Here is a 19310-nt window from a genome sequence, read left to right as displayed (position 1 = left end):
TTGGCAACATTACTTGCCACTTTTTTATCTTATAGTAAATATTTATATTATTTTTTCTTAATAAGACCTCTTTTATCTACCCAGCCTTGAATATTCCTTTGCTTAGCCCTTGCAACAGCAAGTTCACCGCTATGAACATCATTTGTAATTGTTGACCCGGCAGCTATATAACTATTATCTTCTATTGTAACTGGTGAAATTAAATTTGTATTACATCCTATAAAACTATTATTTCCAATTATAGTTTTATGTTTACTTGTTCCATCATAGTTTACCGTAACAGTACCACAACCAAAGTTGCAACTTTCTCCAACTTCACTATCTCCAACATAAGTTAAATGAGATACTTTAGTATTATTCCCTATAGTAGATTTTTTTATCTCGACAAAATCACCAATTCTTACATTATCTCCTACAACAGATTCTGGACGAATATAAGCGAATGGCCCAACTGTAGTGTTATTTCCAACTGAACTCTCCAAAATTACTGATGATTGTATCTCTACATCTTCTCCAATTACACTATTATTAATTCTTGAGTTAGGGAATAATGTACATCCCTTTCCTATTTTAGTATTACCTTCTAATACATTACCAGGATAAATAATAGTATCTTGACCTATTTCTACATCAGCTCCAATGTAAGTTGTCATTGGATCTATAATAGTAACACCATTATCTAAATGTTTATTATTTATTCTTTTTCTTAAAATAGCTTCAACTTCAGAAAGTTGTAATCTTGAATTAACACCTAATGTTTCTTCATGATCTATTACAAGCGCTCCTACCTTCTCAGCTTTATTTTTTAACATTTCAATTACATCAGTTAAATAGTACTCTCCTTGAGAGTTGTTAGTAGAAAGATTTCCTAAACACTCAACTAACTTTTCAATTTCAAAGCAATAAATTCCAGAGTTGATTTCCTTTACTTTAAGCTCTTCTTCGTTACAATCTTTATGTTCAACTATTTTTAATACTTCATCGCCATTTCTTATAATTCTTCCGTATCCTGAAGCATCGTCTAAAATAGATGTTAAAATTGTTGCACTATTATTATTTTCTTGATGTATATTAAATAATTCAACTATTGTATCTTCTTTTATAAGTGGTGCATCTCCATTAAATACTGCAACTGTACCATTTTTACCTTTTAAGAATTCCATAGCACATTTAACTGCATGCCCTGTTCCTAGTTGCTCTTCTTGAAGAGAATAGCTTACATTTCTAGAACTAGTATTAGACTTAACTAATTCTGCACCTTTTCCTACAATAACGTTTATATCTTCTATCTTACTTTTTCTCAATGTATCAATTACATGATTAACCATTTCTTTTCCACAAACTTTATGTAAAACCTTAGGTAAATCAGATTTTATTCTCTTCCCTTGACCTGCCGCTAATATTAAAGCACATTTATACATTAACTCACCTCTCAATAAATTTAATGGACAAAATTCAATCTTTTTTCAAAAACGTTCGTTCATATTTCTTATATATTATATTGCATTAACTAAAGTATTTCAACACTTCAAATCAATTATAAATTAAAAGGGGTATATGAAATAGCATATACCCCTTTTATTTAAAATATTATTCACTTATAACAACGTTTTCTTCTTCCATTGCTTCTTCGTAAGCTTTTAATATGGAAGTTTGAATTTTTTCCCTAGTATCAGTATTTATTGGATGAGCAATATCTTTAAATTCCCCATCTGGTGTCTTTCTACTTGGCATTGCAATAAATAAACCATTTTGTCCTTCTATTACCTTAATATCATGGACAACAAATTCATTATCAAATGTTACAGAAACTATAGCCTTCATTTTTCCTTCTGCTGCTATCTTTCTGATTCTAACGTCTGTGATTGTCACTTCACTACACCTCCAGTTGCTTTATAATAAATATATTTCTATAAAAAGTTTAAAAATCCTTTTTTTTACTTAATTTTTTTAAAAATTTTCCACTATTTTAAAATTTTATTATTTCACAACTGACATTAATTCTATTTTATTAACTCTGATGGCTTTACTATAAGCTTATTATTTTCTTTATCATATTCTAAATCAATAATTGAAACATAATCATCAGTTCTCTTATTTTGTATTCCAACATTATCTACTAATACACCTGTTCCAACTAACTCACTATCAAATTCACTTAAAAGATCTTTTATACCTTGAGCTGTTCCGCCTCCTCTTAAGAAATCATCTATGAATACACATTTACTAGATGGTTTCATACATTTTTTAGCTAATGCCATTTGTTGTATTCTTCCACTTGTACCTGATACATAATTAATTGTAACTGTTGATCCTTCTGTAACCTTATTGTCTTTTCTTATTATGACTAATTCTATTCCTAAACTTTTAGCAACCTCATATGCTAAAGGAATTCCTTTAGTTTCTACTGTTACGATATAATCTAAATCCATCCCTTGGAAATGAGATGCTAGTATTACACCAGCTTTACTTACAATTTGAGGATTATACATTATATCAGTTAAATACACAAAATTACCTGGTACAATTCTTCCCTCTTCTAATAAAGCTTCACATAACTCATTAGCAAATTCTTCTCTTGCTTTTTGTCCCATTGCAGGAATGAATTTAATTCCTCCAGCTGCTCCTGAAATTGTTTCTATTGAACCCATTTCTAATTTTTCTAAGACTTCTCTTACTATTACTATATCTTCACTAATAGTAGATTTAGCAGCGTTTAATAATTCCGAAAATCTATTTAATCCTATAACCTTATTAGGAGTTTCTATTAATATCTTTGTGATGGCAACAACTCTATTATTTCTACTTAATTTTTCCACTTGACTCACCTTCCTTATTTTCTCAAAAACACGAATTATTTCAATTTTCTCATTCCGAATATTCATATTTTATTCTAATTTACTTAGATTATCAATAGGTTTTGGTTTATTTCTTTGAAATTCTTAATATTATTTTATATCTATAATCTTTTCTCTTTATCTTTTATTTCTATTTCAAATATATCCTTAATATAATTTTGTTCCTATTTATAAGAAATTATTTTATATATTTTTTATTTTTTGTGTTCAACCTAGCAAATTTGTATATAATTATAAATATACATTTATTAATAAAATTAAAGGAGTTGATATCTTGTCTTTTGATTTAAATACAGATAAAAATAAAAAAGTTCATTTCATAGGAATTGGCGGGGTTAGCATGAGTGGACTTGCTGCTGTCCTATTAACAAAAGGATATAAAGTATCTGGTTCCGATGCTAAAGAATCAGAAGTTTTAAATAAATTAAGAAAATCTGGTGCTGAAATTTACATAGGTCATAGAAGCGAAAACTTAAAAAATGTTGATTTAGTAGTATATACTGCTGCAATTCCTTCTACTAATCCTGAGTTAATAGAAGCTAAAAATCAAAATATAGAACTTATGGATAGAGCAGAATTCTTAGGCTATATAATGAAAGGTCATAAGTATAATGTTGCTGTTGCAGGAACTCATGGTAAAACAACAACAACTTCTATGCTTTCACACATAACTTTAAGTGCAGATTTAGATCCTACAATTTTAGTAGGTGGAGATGTTGATGCTATTCATGGTAACTTCAAAATTGGAGAAAGCGAATACTTTGTTACAGAAGCCTGTGAATATAAAGCATCATTTTTAAAATTCTTCCCTTATATAGGAATTATATTAAATATAGATGCAGATCATTTAGATTATTACAGAGATATAAATCATATAGAAGATACTTTTAAAAAATTCTCTGACTTAATTCCATCTGATGGTTATCTAGTTGGATGTGCTGAAGATTCAAGAGTTGAAGAAGTACTAAAATATGCAAAATGTAATACTATAAGCTATGGTTTTACTAAAGGTGACGTAACAGCCACTAATATTTCATTCAACAATAAGGGATGTGCTTCATTTACCGTATGTAAAAATGGAGAATCATTATTTAATGTTACTTTAAATACAACTGGTAAGCATAATATATTAAATGCCCTTTCTGCAATTTGTACATCTTTAATTTTAAATATTCCAACAGAATCTATTATTAAAGGTTTAAGTAATTGTAAGGGTGCTCATAAGAGATTTGAATTTAAAGGTGAATTTAAGGGTGCTACTATAATAGATGACTATGCTCATCATCCAGTTGAAATAAAGGCAACATTAGCTACTGCAAAGTTAATTAAGCATAATAAAACTTATTGCGTATTCCAACCACACACTTATACTAGAACTAAAACTCTTTTTGATGAGTTTACAACATGTTTTGATTCTTCAGATGAATTAATTTTAATGGATATTTATGCTGCACGTGAAAAGGATACTGGATTAGTATCTTCTGAGGAACTTGGAAATGCTATAAGAGAGACAGGATTAAATTGCATTAATGTTCATAGCCATGAAGAAGCAGCTAACTACTTAGCATCTAAAGTAAAATCTGGAGATTTAATTCTTACAGTTGGTGCTGGAGATGTTGTTAAAGTAGGAGAAATGCTTTTAAATAAATAAACTACAAGATAAAAAAACGAGGTGATTTTAATGGATTTATTAACACAAATTAAAGCTTCTGCTGATTTTATTTTAAAACAAACTAAGTATAAACCTGAAATTGCATTAATACTTGGTTCTGGATTAGGCTCATTAGCTGATACAATAGAAGATGCTGAATATTACAACTATACTGATATTCCAAACTTTCCAACTTCAACAGTAGAAGGTCATGCTGGACGTTTAGTTATAGGTAAACTTGGTAATAAACAAGTTGTTGCTATGCAAGGAAGATTCCACTATTATGAAGGTTATTCATTAGATAAAGTTACTTTTCCTGTAAGAGTGATGAAATTATTAGGGGTTTCAAAACTTATAGTAACTAATGCAGCTGGAGCAGTTAATGAAAGCTTTAATGCAGGAGACTTAATGCTTATTACTGACCATATCAATTTCTCTGGTTCAAACCCATTATTTGGACACAACATCGATGAATTTGGACCTAGATTCCCAGATATGTCTGAAGCATATAGTTTAGAACTTAGAAATAAAGTTTTAGAAGCAGCTAAACAACTAGAAATTAAATTACAACAAGGTGTATATGTAATGTTCTCTGGACCTACATATGAAACTCCTGCTGAAGTAAGATTTGCTAGAATTATGGGTGGAGATGCTGTAGGTATGTCTACTGTTCCAGAAGTAATTATTGCAAACCACTGTGGAATTAAAACAGTTGGTATTTCGTGCTTAACAAATATGGCTGCTGGTATTTTAGACCAACCATTAAACCATGAAGAAGTTATTGAAACTTCTGCTAAAGTTAAAAACGATTTTATAAAATTAATGAATAAAGTAATTGAAATAATATAAAAAATAAAGCTACACACAAATTAGTGTGTAGCTTTGTTATTTATATAATCTTACTTCTTTCAGTAAATCAGTTAATTATTTTAACATTTATTCTATACCAAACTTATTTTCTATATTAAAATCATCAGGATACTTTTCTGAAATAATAAGATTTTTATTTTGATCTATACCGGCATAAAAAATATCTTCAATGTTATTTATACTTTTCCTTTTGAGTTCAGAGTGCAACCATTTTTTATCTATACCAGCTATTTCAAGATTCTTATCTATTATTTTTCCATCAATTATAATATCATTTATTAAAGAAAAACTCTTTACTTTTAAATTCATATCATATGGAGTTATTGGCTTTTTATTAGCTTTTATTAAAACTGATAATTGACCATTACTCTCCATAATTGCAAATTGTACATCCTCTAAATTAAAAACATCCTTTTCTCTTAACTTCATCATAAGTTCATTTATTGAAATCCTAAGTTTTTTCATATTTTTATTAATAATACGTCCATTTTCTATTAATATCAAAGTTTTAGCATTTATTATTTTTCTAGCGGTATAACTTTTCAAATTTAAATAACTAGTTGCTATAGTTAACATTGTAAAAATTATTAATGCTATAATTCCAGAAAAAACTACATGATCCTTATCAATTATAATTTTAGCAATCATTGATCCTACAGAAACACCCATTATAAAATCAAAAAAATTCATTTGCGAAATAATTTTTATACCGATTAATTTACTAAGAATCAGTGCTAAAACATATATCAAAATACCTTTAATTATTGTGCTAAATAATATACTACTATACATTTAAAATTAATCCCCTTATCTAAAATATAGTTATATTTTGAGTAAGTTGATTAATTTTATTCATAATAACATTCTAAATTAAAAGCTCATTTACTTATGATATGGTTAACTTTTCATTACTCTAAAACTATAATACTGTTATTTCCTTAGTAACAGAATTTAATACTTCACAGCCATCCTTAGTTACAAGAACTAAGTCTTCAATTCTAACTCCTATGTTGTCTTTTAAGTAAATTCCAGGTTCAACTGAGAATATCATACCTGCTTTAACCTCTTCATCATTTACTGAACTAACATTTCCAAAATCATGAACTTCTATTCCTATACTATGTCCAGTTCTATGCGTGAAATATTCTCCATAACCAGCTTCAGTAATTAAATTTCTAGCAGCTTTATCAATATCAGAGAATTTAACTCCTTCCTTTATTATAGAAATAGCTTTTTCATTTGCACTTTTTACTATGTTATACACCTGAGCATGCTCTTTACTTGGTTCTTTACCTATAAATACAGTTCTAGTCATATCTGAACAATAATTTTTATATCTTCCACCAATATCTAAAACAACACTATCTCCAACTTTTATTTTATCCTTACCAGTTCCATGATGTGGATCTGCACCATTAGGACTTGTAGCTATAATTGGAGAAAATGAAAATCCAGAAGAACCTTCTTCTTCATAAATTTCAGATAAAAGATTTGCATAATACTTTTCTGAATATCCTTCTTTTAAATTACTCCAAAGCTTTAACATTACTGCATCATTTATCTTAGAAGCTTCTTTCATTATTTTGATTTCTTCTTCATCCTTTATCATTCTTAATCTATCAATTATAGGTGATGAATTTACAAATGTCTTAACAACATTTCTTCCCATAAGATCTATTAAAAAATGGGCTGGTAAATCTTTATCTACTCCTAAAACTTCTCCTTGTTTTACTATCTTCTCTAATTTATCTATTGGATTTTCAATATCATCATACCAAACAACTTCTATTCCTAAATCTTCATTAATAGGAAATAGCTTATTTACAAGAAATTTATGATTACCATTAACATCTAAATATAATGCAACTAATCTCTCTCCTGAATGAATCATCTTTCCAGTTAAATAAAAAATTGACTCTGCTGAAGTTATAATTAATTGTGGAATTTTACTTTCTTCCATTTGCGCTAATATCTTTGTAACTCTTGAAATTTTCATGTTTTACCTCCATACTGTACCTTTATTTTCTTATTTTTATCATAACTTAAATTTTTTATATTATCCATAATATTATTTATAACTTTTATCGTATTTTTTTTCTTTATAGTGATATAATTATTTTATAATAACTACCTTAATTTTAATAGAGTCATAGAAATTTAGGGTTTCAATTTAAAAGGTGGAGGATAACAAAATGAAAATAGCAGTTATGTCAGATATCCATGGAAACATATATGCACTAATGAAAACACTTGAAGATATTGATGAACAAAACGTTGATAAAATAATATGCTTAGGAGACTTAGTTGGATACGGTCCTCATCCTAATGAAGTTGTAGCACTAATAAAAAGAAGAGAAATACCTTGTGTAAAAGGAAACTATGATGCTTCTGTCGTAGATGGGGATTTTACCTATATTAGAAATACATCGATAAATTCATTTGCACTACCTTGGGCTTGTGAAGAAGTTAGAATTGCTAATAAATACTATTTAGACTCACTTCCAACCTCATTAAAATATACTTTTAATGGTGTAAATATGCTTTTAACTCATGGTAGTCCAAACGCAATTAATGATTATCTTTTTGAAGATGATGAAAAGACCAAAGAAATTATGTCACAATATGAAGGTGACGTATTAGTCTGTGCACACACTCATATTCCATTTGCCAAAAAGTATAATAATAAACTTTTAATTAATGTTGGAAGTGTTGGAAAACCTAAAATAGGAAAACCAAATCCAACTTATGCTCTTATTGAAATTAATAATAACGGTGAAGTTAAAGTTACATTTAAATACTTAGAGTATGAATATAAAAGAATTATGAAAGATTGCACTATGCTAAACTTTCCTAATTCAATTACATCTTCATACGAAACTGGCAAAGAATAACTTAGTTTAATTAGTAGTTAATGGTTTGAAGTTAAGGATTAAACTCCTTATAAGTTTCTAAAAAGTATATTTTAAAGTCTGCTTACGCAGACTTTATTCCTTAACTACTAACTACTAAAACTACTAACTACTAATTTTTAATAGTTCCTACAATCCTCAATTTATTCAAAATGTTTTTTTCATCTTTATGACAAGTATTAAAATACTCTGTTAAATCTCTTCCAGCATATAATCCATAATGCCTACCATCTCTCCATTCTTTAACTGCTGTCACATCATATACTGTTCCTTCAATAACAACATAAGCTAAACTACCATCACACCCATCAAATTTAGCGACTTCATCCATTGTATAATATCTTAATTCTTCTCTACTACTAAAATCTTGCCTTTTTCCTGACTTTTTATCTTCCTTTGTTTCTTCTTTATTAGCTTTATTTCCCACGTTTTTGCATTTTTCCTTTTCTGATAACTGACCCTTAGTTTTTTCTATTTTTTTATTCAATCCATCTATTTTTTTTTCTAATATATCTATATTTTTTTCTGCTATATCTATTTTTGCTATTTTTTTCAACTTATTAGCCTCTTCATCTAAGTATTCACTTATCTCATCAAAAACATTTTGCATAACCTTAATAATAGTCTCAGCATATTCCTTAGGATATGTCTGCAATAAATTCTTTAGTTTATTTATTTCACAATACTTTTGTTCTAAGAAATCTTTTTTAGCCATAATTTCCTCCAAAAACATTCTTTAAATATATATTATGAAATTAAGTTGCAAATGTTAGCAAAGTATTGTAAAATCGTATTAATAAAATTACAAACTTTTATTGACTATGATGAGAAGAGTAACTTTTGAAGGTAGTTTTAGCGAGTAAGGGATGGTGTAAGCCTTATACGAAATCAATAGTGAAGAACATCTCTGAGTTTCTAACTGAACTTTAAGTAAGTTTATTTACTTAAATATTAGGCTTAGACGGCTAAATGTCGTTATTAATTTACTAAGTGGCCTTTTTTAGGCAATTTGGGTGGTACCACGTAAGTAATTCCTTTCGTCCCATATATTTTGGGGATGAAGGGATTTTTTTATTGCTTTTATTTAATTTTGAAATAATAAATATTTTATTAACAGGAGGTTATTATGGAAAAAGTAGTTTTAGTAAAATCACTTTATAGAAACACATCAGAATACTTATCTAAAGAAGTAACAATTTCAGGTTGGATAAGAACTCTTAGAGCATCTAATGCTTTTGGATTTATCGAAGTAAATGACGGATCTTTCTTTAAAAATATTCAAGTTGTTTTTGATAACAAATTAGAAAACTTTAAAGACATTTCAAAGTTACCAATAAGTTCATCAATTAAAGTTATTGGTACATTAGTTGAAACTCCAGAGGCTAAACAACCATTTGAAATTCAAGCAAAAGAAGTTGTAATTGAAGGAATGTCAGACTCTGACTATCCATTACAAAAGAAAAGACATACTTTTGAATACTTAAGAACTATTGCACACTTAAGACCAAGAAGTAATGCTTTCTCTGCAGTATTTAGAGTTCGTTCTGTAGCAGCTTATGCTATCCACAAATTCTTCCAAGATCAAGGATTTGTATATACAAACACACCAATCTTAACTGGAAGTGACTGTGAAGGTGCAGGTGAAATGTTTAAAGTTACTACTTTAGACTTTGACAATGTTCCAAGAACTGAAGACGGAAAAGTTGATTACAAAGAAGACTTCTTTGGTAAGGAAACTAACCTTACAGTTTCAGGACAATTAAATGCTGAAACTTTTGCTCTAGCATTTAGAAATGTTTATACTTTTGGTCCAACTTTTAGAGCTGAAAATTCAAATACAGCTAGACATGCTGCTGAGTTCTGGATGGTTGAACCTGAAATAGCATTTGCTGATTTACAAGATGATATGGAATTAGCTGAAGCAATGTTAAAATACGTAATTAAATACGTTATGGATGAATGTCCTGAAGAAATGGCATTCTTCAACCAATTTGTTGAAAAAGGATTATTAGATAAATTAAATCATATAGTAACTTCTGACTTTGGAAAAGTAACTTATACTGAAGCCGTTGAAATGTTAAAGAGCTGTGGTAAAACATTCGAATATCCAGTTGAATGGGGAATCGACCTTCAAACTGAACATGAAAGATATTTAACTGAAGAAATATTTAAGAAACCAGTATTCGTTACTGACTATCCAAAAGACATTAAAGCATTCTACATGAGACTTAATGATGATGGAAAAACTGTTGCAGCAACTGACTGTTTAGTTCCTGGAATAGGTGAAATCATCGGTGGTAGCCAAAGAGAAGAAAGACTTGATGTTTTAAAAGCTAGAATGGCTGAATTAGGTCTTAAAGAAGAGGATTACTGGTGGTATTTAGAGCTTAGAAAATACGGAGAAACTAAGCATGCTGGATTTGGCCTAGGATTCGAAAGATTAATAATGTACATTACTGGTATGGCAAATATCAGAGACGTTATTCCATTCCCAAGAACTACTGGGCAATCTGATTTCTAATATATTTAGAGAGCTACTGCATTTTTAATGCAGTAGCTTTTTTAAATTTTTTTTAAAAATGTGTATAGAACTTCTAATAACTGTACATAATTATAATGTAAATATAAAACCTGTAATATACAGGTTCCCATCCCCCCATTATTAAAAAAAAGCGCTTATGCGCTTTTTTTTTTAACTGATAAATTCTATTTAATAAATCTATTATACAGTTAGTATCCTTAAAAATTTTATCCTATAACTATTACATTACCTGAACTTAAACTATTCTTTACATCAATTATACGTTGGTTAGTTGAGCCTTTAAACTTCAATTCCTCATTTCTATTCATTAACTCAAATTTGCCATCAATTAATACATCTATATTATTTAAAAGCTCATTTATACCATCATTACTATTCATTAGTTCTAAAAGTTCTTCAAATGTATATCCTGTATAGCACCATATACTTAAATTTTTACTTCTAAAAGCCTTTGCCATATAAGCAAAACTGTGGGCCTGCTCTATTGGATCACCTCCACTGAATGTTACTCCTTTTAACATAGGATTATCTAAAACATCCTTTATTAATTTATCCATATTCATAATTTCTCCACCATCAAAACTATGTGTTTCTGGATTAAAGCAGCCCTCACACTTATGCTTACAACCTTGTGCAAAAAACACCCTTCTCATACCAGGCCCATTTACTAAACTTTCATAAGCTATTCCTGCAAGTCTCACAGTTTTATTCATTTTTAACTAAACCTCCAAAGGCATTATACTTTATGCTTTATGCTTTATCTGATAGCTAGCCGTGTAACACTCCCTCCTATTCAGTTGAAGCTAACAACGGACACGCTCCTCCATAACGAATTTTGATCTTAAGCTATAGCTAAATCTCCATTTTAAGCTAAGAATTCAGTTTATAATAGTTAATCAAGCATCCTTTTAATATAATTTCACGTTCATCATCAGTAAGTTCCCCTAGTTTTAATTCCAATTCCTTCATTGAATTATTGACTACATAGCCTTTTATACTATCTTTCTTTTCTTTAATTGCTTCTACTATATTAGGTACAAATAGATAATCACCATTATTAAAGCATAAATCTTCTTTAAGAACAAAAGGGAGCATACCCCAATTTATTAAATTAGAACGGTATCTCTTTGTAGCATATTCATGAGCTATATTAGCCCATCCACCAAGGACTTTTTGGCAAGATGCTGCTTGTTCACGTGCTGACCCATCACCTGGCTTAACTGCATAAATAGTACTTCCTATTCCTGTGTTTTCATTATTAACATCAGTAAACACTTCTTTAATTGTACTAAATATATCACCCAATTCACTTACTACATCAATAGGAGACTCATTAACTAGTCTTGCCTTTTCAGCTTTTTGGATTTCCTTAGCTCTACCAACGTATGCTGGGTCCTTACGTGATAAAGTAAATTCAGCTAAACCTAATGGATTAGAACGATATGATGAAGTTTCCCCTGATGGAATAAGTTCATCAGTTGTAGTAACTGGATCATGAATAACAGAAACTACTTTTAGTAATAAGTTATCAGTTAAAGCTGACATTTTAGGCCAATCTACTATATTAGGTCCAAATTTAATTTCTACTGATGGATCAGCTTTTCCAACTCCATCATAAACACGATTTTCATATATAGACTTATCAAAATAATATTTTGGTTTTGTAAAATTAACATCTATATCAGTTGCAGCTGTTAAATATCCCTTATTAGCTGCTGTTGCTGCAATAGATCTAGCATCCATTAATGCAACTGATGCAATTTGTCCATTAGTTATCTTTGATCCTTCTCTATTAGGGAAGTTTCTAGTTGAATGACGTATACTTAATCCATTATTTGCAGGAACATCTCCTGCTCCAAAGCATGGTCCACAAAATGCAGTACGAACAGTAGCACCTGTAGCCATAATATCTGCAATTCTACCATTCTTAACAAGTTCCATAAATACTGGTTGAGATGCTGGATAAACACTTAATGAAAATTCATCACTACCAATTGAAGTACCTTTTAAAATATCTGCTGCATCACATATATTTTCAAAGCTTCCACCTGCACAACCTGCAATTACTCCTTGTTCTACATAAAGCTTGCCATTATGAATTTTATCTCTTAATGTAAATCTAATTTTATTATCTAAGCTAATTCCAGCCTTCTTTTCAACTTCAGCTAATATATCATTAAGATTTGCATTTAGTTCTTCTATGCTATAAACATTACTTGGATGGAATGGCATAGCTATCATTGGTTTAACCTTAGATAAGTCAACATAAATCATTCCATCATAGTATGCTACAGCTCCAGGATTTAATTCTTTATACTCATCTACTCTTCCATGAATATCATAGAATTCTTTTATTTTATTATCAGTTTTCCAAATAGATGATAAACATGTTGTTTCTGTAGTCATAACATCAACACCAATTCTAAAGTCAGCACTTAAATTAGCAACTCCATCACCAATAAACTCCATTACTTTATTATTAACATATCCATTTGTAAAAACAGCTCCAATTATAGCTAAAGCAATATCTTGTGGTCCCACACCTTTTTGTGGTGAACCAGTTAAGTATACTCCTACTACATCAGGTCTATTAATATCATAGGTTTTACATAATAATTGTTTAACTATTTCAGGGCCACCTTCTCCAATAGCCATAGTTCCTAATGCTCCATAACGAGTATGACTATCAGACCCTAAAATCATTTTTCCACAGCCTGCTAACATTTCTCTTGCAAATTGATGTATTACAGCTTGATGAGGTGGTACATATATTCCACCATATTTTTTTGCACATGAAAGTCCAAACATGTGATCATCTTCATTTATTGTTCCCCCAACTGCGCATAAACTATTATGACAATTAGTTAAAGCATATGGTACTGGAAACTTTTCTAATCCTGATGCTCTTGCTGTCTGAATTATTCCTACAAATGTAATATCATGAGATGCTAATTTATCAAATTTTATTTTTAGTTTGTCCATATTTTCTGATGTATTATGTTCTTTTAAAATATTATAAGCAATAGTATTTTTTTTAGCATTTTCCTTGCTTGGATAATTATTTCCAAGTTTATTTGCCAATATTGAATTAACTTCGTTACAATCTTCTACAATCTCCCTATTATTAATAAGGTAAACTCCATTTGAAAATAATTTTATCATCTTTAATTCTCCTTATTTTTTTCTTTATTTAATTGTTTATATTCTTTATAAAGTTTAACTAATTCCTTATCAAATAAGGTTCTCTTTAATCTAACAGAAGCAGCTCTTACCATTTCTAATACACCTTGTGCTTCTTCATCATTTAATTCAATATTGTACTCTTTAAATTTATTAATTATACCAGCTTTTCCAGAATGCTTTCCTATAACGATTTGTCTTTGTAAACCAACTACATCTGGATCAAATGCTTCATAGTTTTTTGGATCTTTTATTGCACCATCTGCATGAATTCCTGATTCATGAGCAAACATATTATCACCAACAATCGCCTTCCATGAAGGTAAAATCCTTCCTGAAGCTTGGGCAACATACTGAGATACTTCTCTAAACATCTTTGTATCTACATCAACTGTATCTCCATAAACATACTCTAATGCCATTAAAACTTCTTCTAGAGCAGCATTTCCTGCTCTTTCTCCAAGCCCATTAACAGTTACTCCAACATGATTTGCTCCACCTAAAATTCCTGCAATTGCATTAGCTGTTGCCATTCCAAAGTCATTATGAGTATGCATTTCTATATCAAAATTTGTTTTCTTATATAATTCTTCAATATCTGCTCTTAAAGAAAATGGCTCTCTTATTCCAACAGTATCACAATATCTAAATCTATCAGCACCTGCTTTTTTAGCTTCTTCGATAAATGTGACTAAAAACTCTTTATCTGCCCTAGATGCATCTTCCCCATTTACAGATACATATAAGCCATTCTTTTTAGCAAATTCAACTGATTTTATCATATTTTCCAATACCCATTCTCTTGAAGTTCTAAGCTTATGCTTAATATGAATATCAGAAACAGATACTGAAATTGCAACTGCATCTACTCCACAATCTATAGATTGTTCAATATCTGATATAACAGCTCTATTCCATGCCATTATACTTTTTCTATTATTATTTCTTTTAACAATTTGCTTAATTGCCTTTTTTTCATCTCCACCCATTGTAGGAATTCCGACTTCTAATTGATCTACCCCAAGATCACTTAGCATCTCTGCAATGATTACCTTCTCTTCATTTGCAAAAACAACCCCAGCTGTTTGTTCTCCATCTCTAAGAGTAGTATCTACTATATAGATTTCCCTATTATCATTACCACATCTAATAGACATTTTTTTGCCCCCTTTTAATTTATATATCATTAGATATAGCTGTATATAAAAAATAGGGGTCTTCCCCCAATTATTACAACTAAATCTTTATTTTACCATTTTATCATATCCAAAATTTTTCCACAATATCTTTTTCTAAAAATTGCAAGTTTTATATTTTAAAATTCATTTTGAAAGACTATTTTTACTTTTTTAATGATCGAAGTTTTAATTTTTGCAATTATTTTATATTTTCTTTCATTTTATGTTAAATGCCTCTAAGGTTACTACTATATTAATAGTATCCTTAAAGGCATTTATAAAGCGAATTCTTAGCTTAATATTTAGTTTTAACTCCGCATTAAGGTTAGAATTCGTTATCTAGGAAACGTCAGTTGTTATCTCTCCATAGATAGAAGTATTATAATGGCTAGCCATAAACTAAATCACATTACATCATAGTTATTTTTATATCTTCCTGTATGTGATCTCCTATCTAATCTTTCCTCATACTTTCCAGGTCCAAACCTTTCATCTAAACTCAAATACCCTGTAACTCTTGATACCCCTTGAATATTTCTACTATTGCATTTTGGACATTTACTTAAATTGCTTTCAATACTTGTTCCACATTCTTTACAATATCTAATATGGAAATTAATTCCTATATAACTTATATTAGTATTTGTGTAGGCATATTTTATTATATCCATAATTACCTCAGGTGATGGAGAGTCATCTACTTCAATATAAGAAATATGGCCTGCATTACAAAGCTTGTGATATGGAGCCTCAATATCTATTTTTTCTTTTATTGATATGTTATAACTTACAGGAATATGAAAACTATTTGTGTAGTAATCTTTATCTGTTACTCCTTTTATTATTCCATATACTTTTTTATCCTGCTTTATAAACTTTCCTGATAACCCTTCAGCTGGTGTTGCATAACAACTCCAATTAAGATGTGTCTCTTCAATTAATTTATCTGTATACTTTCTAATAAACTCAATTATTTCTAACCCTAACTTTCTAGATTCTTTAGATTCTCCATGGTGACATCCAATTAAAGCAGTTAAAGTTTCAGCAAGGCCTATAAATCCTATAGCCCATGTCCCTTGTTTAAGAATTGGTTCAATAGAATCATCTTGTGACAACCCTTCCGAACCTTTCATTAATCCCTGACCTGCAACAAATGGCAAATCTTTAACTCTTAATTGCTTTAAAATGCTATATCTATGAAGCAATGCTTCCTTTGCTAAAACCAATCTTTCTTGTAATATTTCAAAAAATTTGTCAACATTCTTATTTGCTTCTATCCCTATTCTAGGTAAATTAATGGTTATTGGAGCTATGTTACCTCTCCCTTTGCAACCCGGCTCACCATTAATATTTTTCATCAAATAAGTACGGCAACCCATAGTTGCTGGAATATATCCCTTATCATAATATTCTTTATTAAAATCAGCATCTATATTCATAAATGTTGGATTCATTCTTCTTGATGCAACCTCACAAGCAATTTTAAATAAATAGTAATATGGATCATTTGGCTCTCTATTAATACCTTCTTTAACTCTAAATATTATATTAGGAAATATCGGTTGCTCTCCTTTTCCCAATCCCTTTTCATATTCTTTTAAAAAGATTTCACAAACTAATGCAGCATCTTTAGAATTTGGTATTCCTAAATTTATAGAAGAAAATGGAACCTGAGATCCTGCACGTGAATGCATAGTATTTAAATTATATACAACACCTTGCATAGCCTGATGAATTCTATATTTCAATTTTTCCTCTACTAAATTCTCAAATTCTTCTTCTTTAATTCCATATTGTATTAATTCTTTTCTTATTTCTTCTCTTGTTGGCTCAACAAATTGAGCCATATCATTATCAAAATCTGGATGAGACTGTCCCCCAAACATATCATTTTGAGTTGATTGCAATAATATACAAGACAATTCTGCTGCAGACTCTATACGCTTAGGAGGGTTTATAGTTCCGTATCCAGTATTAAATCCTTTGCTTAATATCTCTCCTGTAGGGATATGCAAACAATTGGTTGTTAAATTATACGAATCAAGATCATGGAAATAAACCTCTCCAACTTCATGAGCCTTTGCCAGATATTTAGGCATATTATAAAGATTATGCCACTTATTAGATTCAGAAGCTATTCTTAATAATTTCGAGCTGAAATTATTCCCAACATTCGCATTATCCCTATCTGTTTCAATACCTATATTTTTAATAGATTTCATCAAATCTGATTTAATATCCCTAACTCTAGTTCGCTCTCTCCTATAAGAAGAATATGCTCTTTGTATATTTATATGTCCACTATCAATTAATGCTTTCTCTACTAGGTTTTGTACTTCTTCTACTGATACTTTTTTCTTTTTAGACTCTTCTATATACTGAATAACCCTTTGAATGCAAACTAGAACTTCACTTTCTCTTAATTGTTCCCCAACTTCATCACTTGCTTTTTTTATTGCATTACCAATTTTATCAGTATTAAATTTAACTTCTCTGCCATCTCTTTTTACCACATATAGCACTTTATTCGCCTCCTACACACAATATATTGTGTATATTTTAACTCTCATATACATTCTATCTCTTTTGGAATTATATGTAAATAGTTTTTAGTTATATATATTTTTTAATTTAACATAATAAAATTTTATAAAATTGCATAACCTTATCAATAGTGATAATATTATCCCTATCACTATTGATAATATTATCTGATATGATATACTAAAAATATAAAATAAATTATCGGAGGATTTTTTATATGCAAAAAATTGCTTTAATTACAGATAGCGCATGCGATCTTGATTTAAATACATTAAGAGAAAATAACGTTAATTTATTACCACTTAGAATAATTTACTCTAGTGGTGATTATAGAGATAGAATAGATATTTCACCATCTGAAGTTTATGCTAACTTAGAAAAGGAAATTCCGACAACATCTTTACCAAGCGCTAAAGAAACCGAAGAAACTTTAAATAAATTAGAAGAAGAAGGATATACACACGTGATTTGTATTTCTATTTCAAGTGGTCTTTCAGGAAGCTATAATGCTTTAAGATTAGCTTTAGAAGATCATCCAAAATTAACTTCTTTCGTTTATGATACAAAAATACTAGCTTATCCTCAAGGCGAAATAGTTATAGAAACTTCTAAACTTATAAGAGAAGGTAAAAGTTTCGAAGAAATAGTAGAAGAATTACCTAAAATTAGAAAAAGAGTTATTGGATATTTTACAATTAGTACATTAGAATATCTAAAAAAAGGTGGAAGAATAGGAAGATTAGCAGGAACTGTTGGTGAATTCTTAAATCTTAAACCTATAATAACTACTGACGAAAATGGAATTTACTATAATGTTGCTAAAGTTAGGGGCAGAAAACAATCCTTATCTAAAATGACTGAAATTTTAAAAGGCTATTTAGAAAAAGGAAAATGTGAAGTAGCAGTTTTACATGCTGGCTGTGAAGAAGAAGCTACTAAATATATGGAATCTATAAAATCATTACCAAATGTAGCTTCAACTAAAATTGCAGAAATAAGTCCTGCTCTTGGTGTCCATGGTGGTCCTGGATTAATAGGATTCTCTGTTAAAATGGAAAAATAAATAATGGGCGACTTTGATTTTAACAATCTAGAAGATATTAAAGCTGAGGAAAAGAGACTACATGATGAGTATAAAGCTAAGCTTGCTGAACTAAAAAAAGTACAAAAAGAAAAGGAAGCTGTTGGTCAGATTTTTACAAAAGGCTTATTACCCATTTATGTACTCCATATATTAAAATCTGGACCTACAAATGGTAATGAAATCTCTACAAAAGTTGCAGAAAGAACTAATGGTCTTTGGACCCCTAGTACCGGTGGAATCTATCCTTTATTAAAAAAGTTAGAAAAGGAAGGATTAGTTATAGGACAATGGGATGATCCAAAAAAGAAATTTCAAAAGTTTTATTCATTAACACCATTAGGCGAAAAGGAATTTACTAATAGAAAAAAATTACTTAAGCATAAAATTGAAGAATCTTTAAAAGTCTTTCAAATTGTTTATAAAGATTTATATTTATAAAAATACATCCAAGAACATTCTTGGATGTATTTTTATTATATTTTAAGGGTAAACTA

16 protein-coding genes and 1 other annotated feature are annotated in these 19310 nt (G+C 29.4%); of the genes, 6 read left to right on the top strand and 10 right to left on the bottom strand.

Annotated elements, in window-relative coordinates:
- Nucleotides 1-47 precede the first annotated feature (47 nt).
- The 3 genes from glmU to purR all read right to left on the bottom strand — a co-directional run bounded on the left by glmU (nt 48) and on the right by purR (nt 2819).
- A complete protein-coding gene (gene glmU, locus I4V63_RS09865; RefSeq protein ID WP_196001096.1) occupies nt 48-1421 on the bottom strand; it encodes a bifunctional UDP-N-acetylglucosamine diphosphorylase/glucosamine-1-phosphate N-acetyltransferase GlmU in 1374 nt (457 codons plus the stop codon).
- A gap of 169 nt (nt 1422-1590) precedes the next feature.
- Nucleotides 1591-1872 (bottom strand): septation regulator SpoVG, encoded by a 282-nt coding sequence (gene spoVG, locus I4V63_RS09860; RefSeq protein ID WP_042400088.1) that lies wholly within the window; start codon nt 1870-1872, stop codon nt 1591-1593.
- Between the two features lie 131 nt (nt 1873-2003).
- The gene (gene purR, locus I4V63_RS09855) at nt 2004-2819 is read right to left on the bottom strand and encodes a pur operon repressor (protein ID WP_196001095.1); all 816 of its coding nucleotides are present in this window, start codon (nt 2817-2819) and stop codon (nt 2004-2006) included.
- A 313-nt stretch (nt 2820-3132) separates the two neighbouring features.
- Here purR and murC point away from each other — a divergent pair, with 313 nt between their 5' ends.
- Both murC and I4V63_RS09845 read left to right on the top strand, forming a co-directional pair.
- Nucleotides 3133-4509, top strand: a complete 1377-nt coding sequence (gene murC / locus I4V63_RS09850; RefSeq protein WP_196001094.1) for a UDP-N-acetylmuramate--L-alanine ligase — start codon at nt 3133-3135, stop codon at nt 4507-4509.
- 30 nt (nt 4510-4539) lie between these two features.
- Nucleotides 4540-5358, top strand: coding sequence for a purine-nucleoside phosphorylase (locus tag I4V63_RS09845; protein WP_196001093.1), 819 nt, complete (start codon nt 4540-4542; stop codon nt 5356-5358).
- 87 nt (nt 5359-5445) lie between these two features.
- Here I4V63_RS09845 and I4V63_RS09840 read toward each other — a convergent pair whose 3' ends face one another.
- On the bottom strand, nt 5446-6171 hold the full coding sequence (locus I4V63_RS09840; RefSeq protein ID WP_196001092.1) for a DUF421 domain-containing protein: 726 nt from the start codon (nt 6169-6171) through the stop codon (nt 5446-5448).
- A gap of 127 nt (nt 6172-6298) precedes the next feature.
- Nucleotides 6299-7375: a Xaa-Pro peptidase family protein gene (locus I4V63_RS09835; protein ID WP_196001091.1), complete on the bottom strand. Its 1077-nt coding sequence runs from the start codon at nt 7373-7375 to the stop codon at nt 6299-6301.
- 196 nt (nt 7376-7571) lie between these two features.
- Here I4V63_RS09835 and I4V63_RS09830 point away from each other — a divergent pair, with 196 nt between their 5' ends.
- Nucleotides 7572-8270 carry a metallophosphoesterase family protein gene (locus tag I4V63_RS09830; protein ID WP_196001090.1) on the top strand — a complete coding sequence of 233 codons (699 nt, stop codon included), beginning with the start codon at nt 7572-7574 and terminating at the stop codon, nt 8268-8270.
- 130 nt (nt 8271-8400) lie between these two features.
- Here the strand turns inward: I4V63_RS09830 and I4V63_RS09825 are convergent, their stop codons facing one another.
- On the bottom strand, nt 8401-9003 hold the full coding sequence (locus tag I4V63_RS09825; protein ID WP_196001089.1) for a cytochrome b5 domain-containing protein: 603 nt from the start codon (nt 9001-9003) through the stop codon (nt 8401-8403).
- A 97-nt stretch (nt 9004-9100) separates the two neighbouring features.
- Nucleotides 9101-9336: a binding site (T-box leader), on the top strand.
- A 78-nt stretch (nt 9337-9414) separates the two neighbouring features.
- Between I4V63_RS09825 and asnS the strand changes: the two genes are divergently transcribed.
- Entirely contained in the window at nt 9415-10809 is a 1395-nt protein-coding gene (gene asnS / locus I4V63_RS09820) for an asparagine--tRNA ligase (RefSeq protein ID WP_196001088.1), read from the top strand.
- A 227-nt stretch (nt 10810-11036) separates the two neighbouring features.
- Here the strand turns inward: asnS and nrdG are convergent, their stop codons facing one another.
- The 4 genes from nrdG to nrdD form a co-directional block, all read right to left on the bottom strand.
- A complete protein-coding gene (gene nrdG / locus I4V63_RS09815; RefSeq protein ID WP_196001087.1) occupies nt 11037-11543 on the bottom strand; it encodes an anaerobic ribonucleoside-triphosphate reductase activating protein in 507 nt (168 codons plus the stop codon).
- Nucleotides 11544-11700: 157 nt separating this feature from the next.
- Nucleotides 11701-13992, bottom strand: a complete 2292-nt coding sequence (locus I4V63_RS09810; protein WP_196001086.1) for a hydratase — start codon at nt 13990-13992, stop codon at nt 11701-11703.
- A gap of 2 nt (nt 13993-13994) precedes the next feature.
- Nucleotides 13995-15167, bottom strand: a complete 1173-nt coding sequence (nifV, locus tag I4V63_RS09805; RefSeq protein ID WP_196001085.1) for a homocitrate synthase — start codon at nt 15165-15167, stop codon at nt 13995-13997.
- A gap of 425 nt (nt 15168-15592) precedes the next feature.
- Nucleotides 15593-17710: an anaerobic ribonucleoside-triphosphate reductase gene (gene nrdD, locus I4V63_RS09800; RefSeq protein ID WP_196001084.1), complete on the bottom strand. Its 2118-nt coding sequence runs from the start codon at nt 17708-17710 to the stop codon at nt 15593-15595.
- A 239-nt stretch (nt 17711-17949) separates the two neighbouring features.
- Here nrdD and I4V63_RS09795 point away from each other — a divergent pair, with 239 nt between their 5' ends.
- Both I4V63_RS09795 and I4V63_RS09790 read left to right on the top strand, forming a co-directional pair.
- On the top strand, nt 17950-18795 hold the full coding sequence (locus I4V63_RS09795) for a DegV family protein (protein ID WP_196001083.1): 846 nt from the start codon (nt 17950-17952) through the stop codon (nt 18793-18795).
- 3 nt (nt 18796-18798) lie between these two features.
- Nucleotides 18799-19254, top strand: coding sequence for a PadR family transcriptional regulator (locus tag I4V63_RS09790; protein ID WP_196001082.1), 456 nt, complete (start codon nt 18799-18801; stop codon nt 19252-19254).
- The last annotated feature ends 56 nt before the right edge of the window (nt 19255-19310 follow it).

Origin of the sequence: Clostridium sp. 1001271B_151109_B4 (assembly GCF_015670405.1) — a bacterium.
Classification (GTDB): domain Bacteria; phylum Bacillota; class Clostridia; order Clostridiales; family Clostridiaceae; genus Clostridium.
The sequence above is the reverse complement of the archived record's forward strand: the minus strand, read 5'-3'. Positions and strand labels throughout refer to the sequence as shown.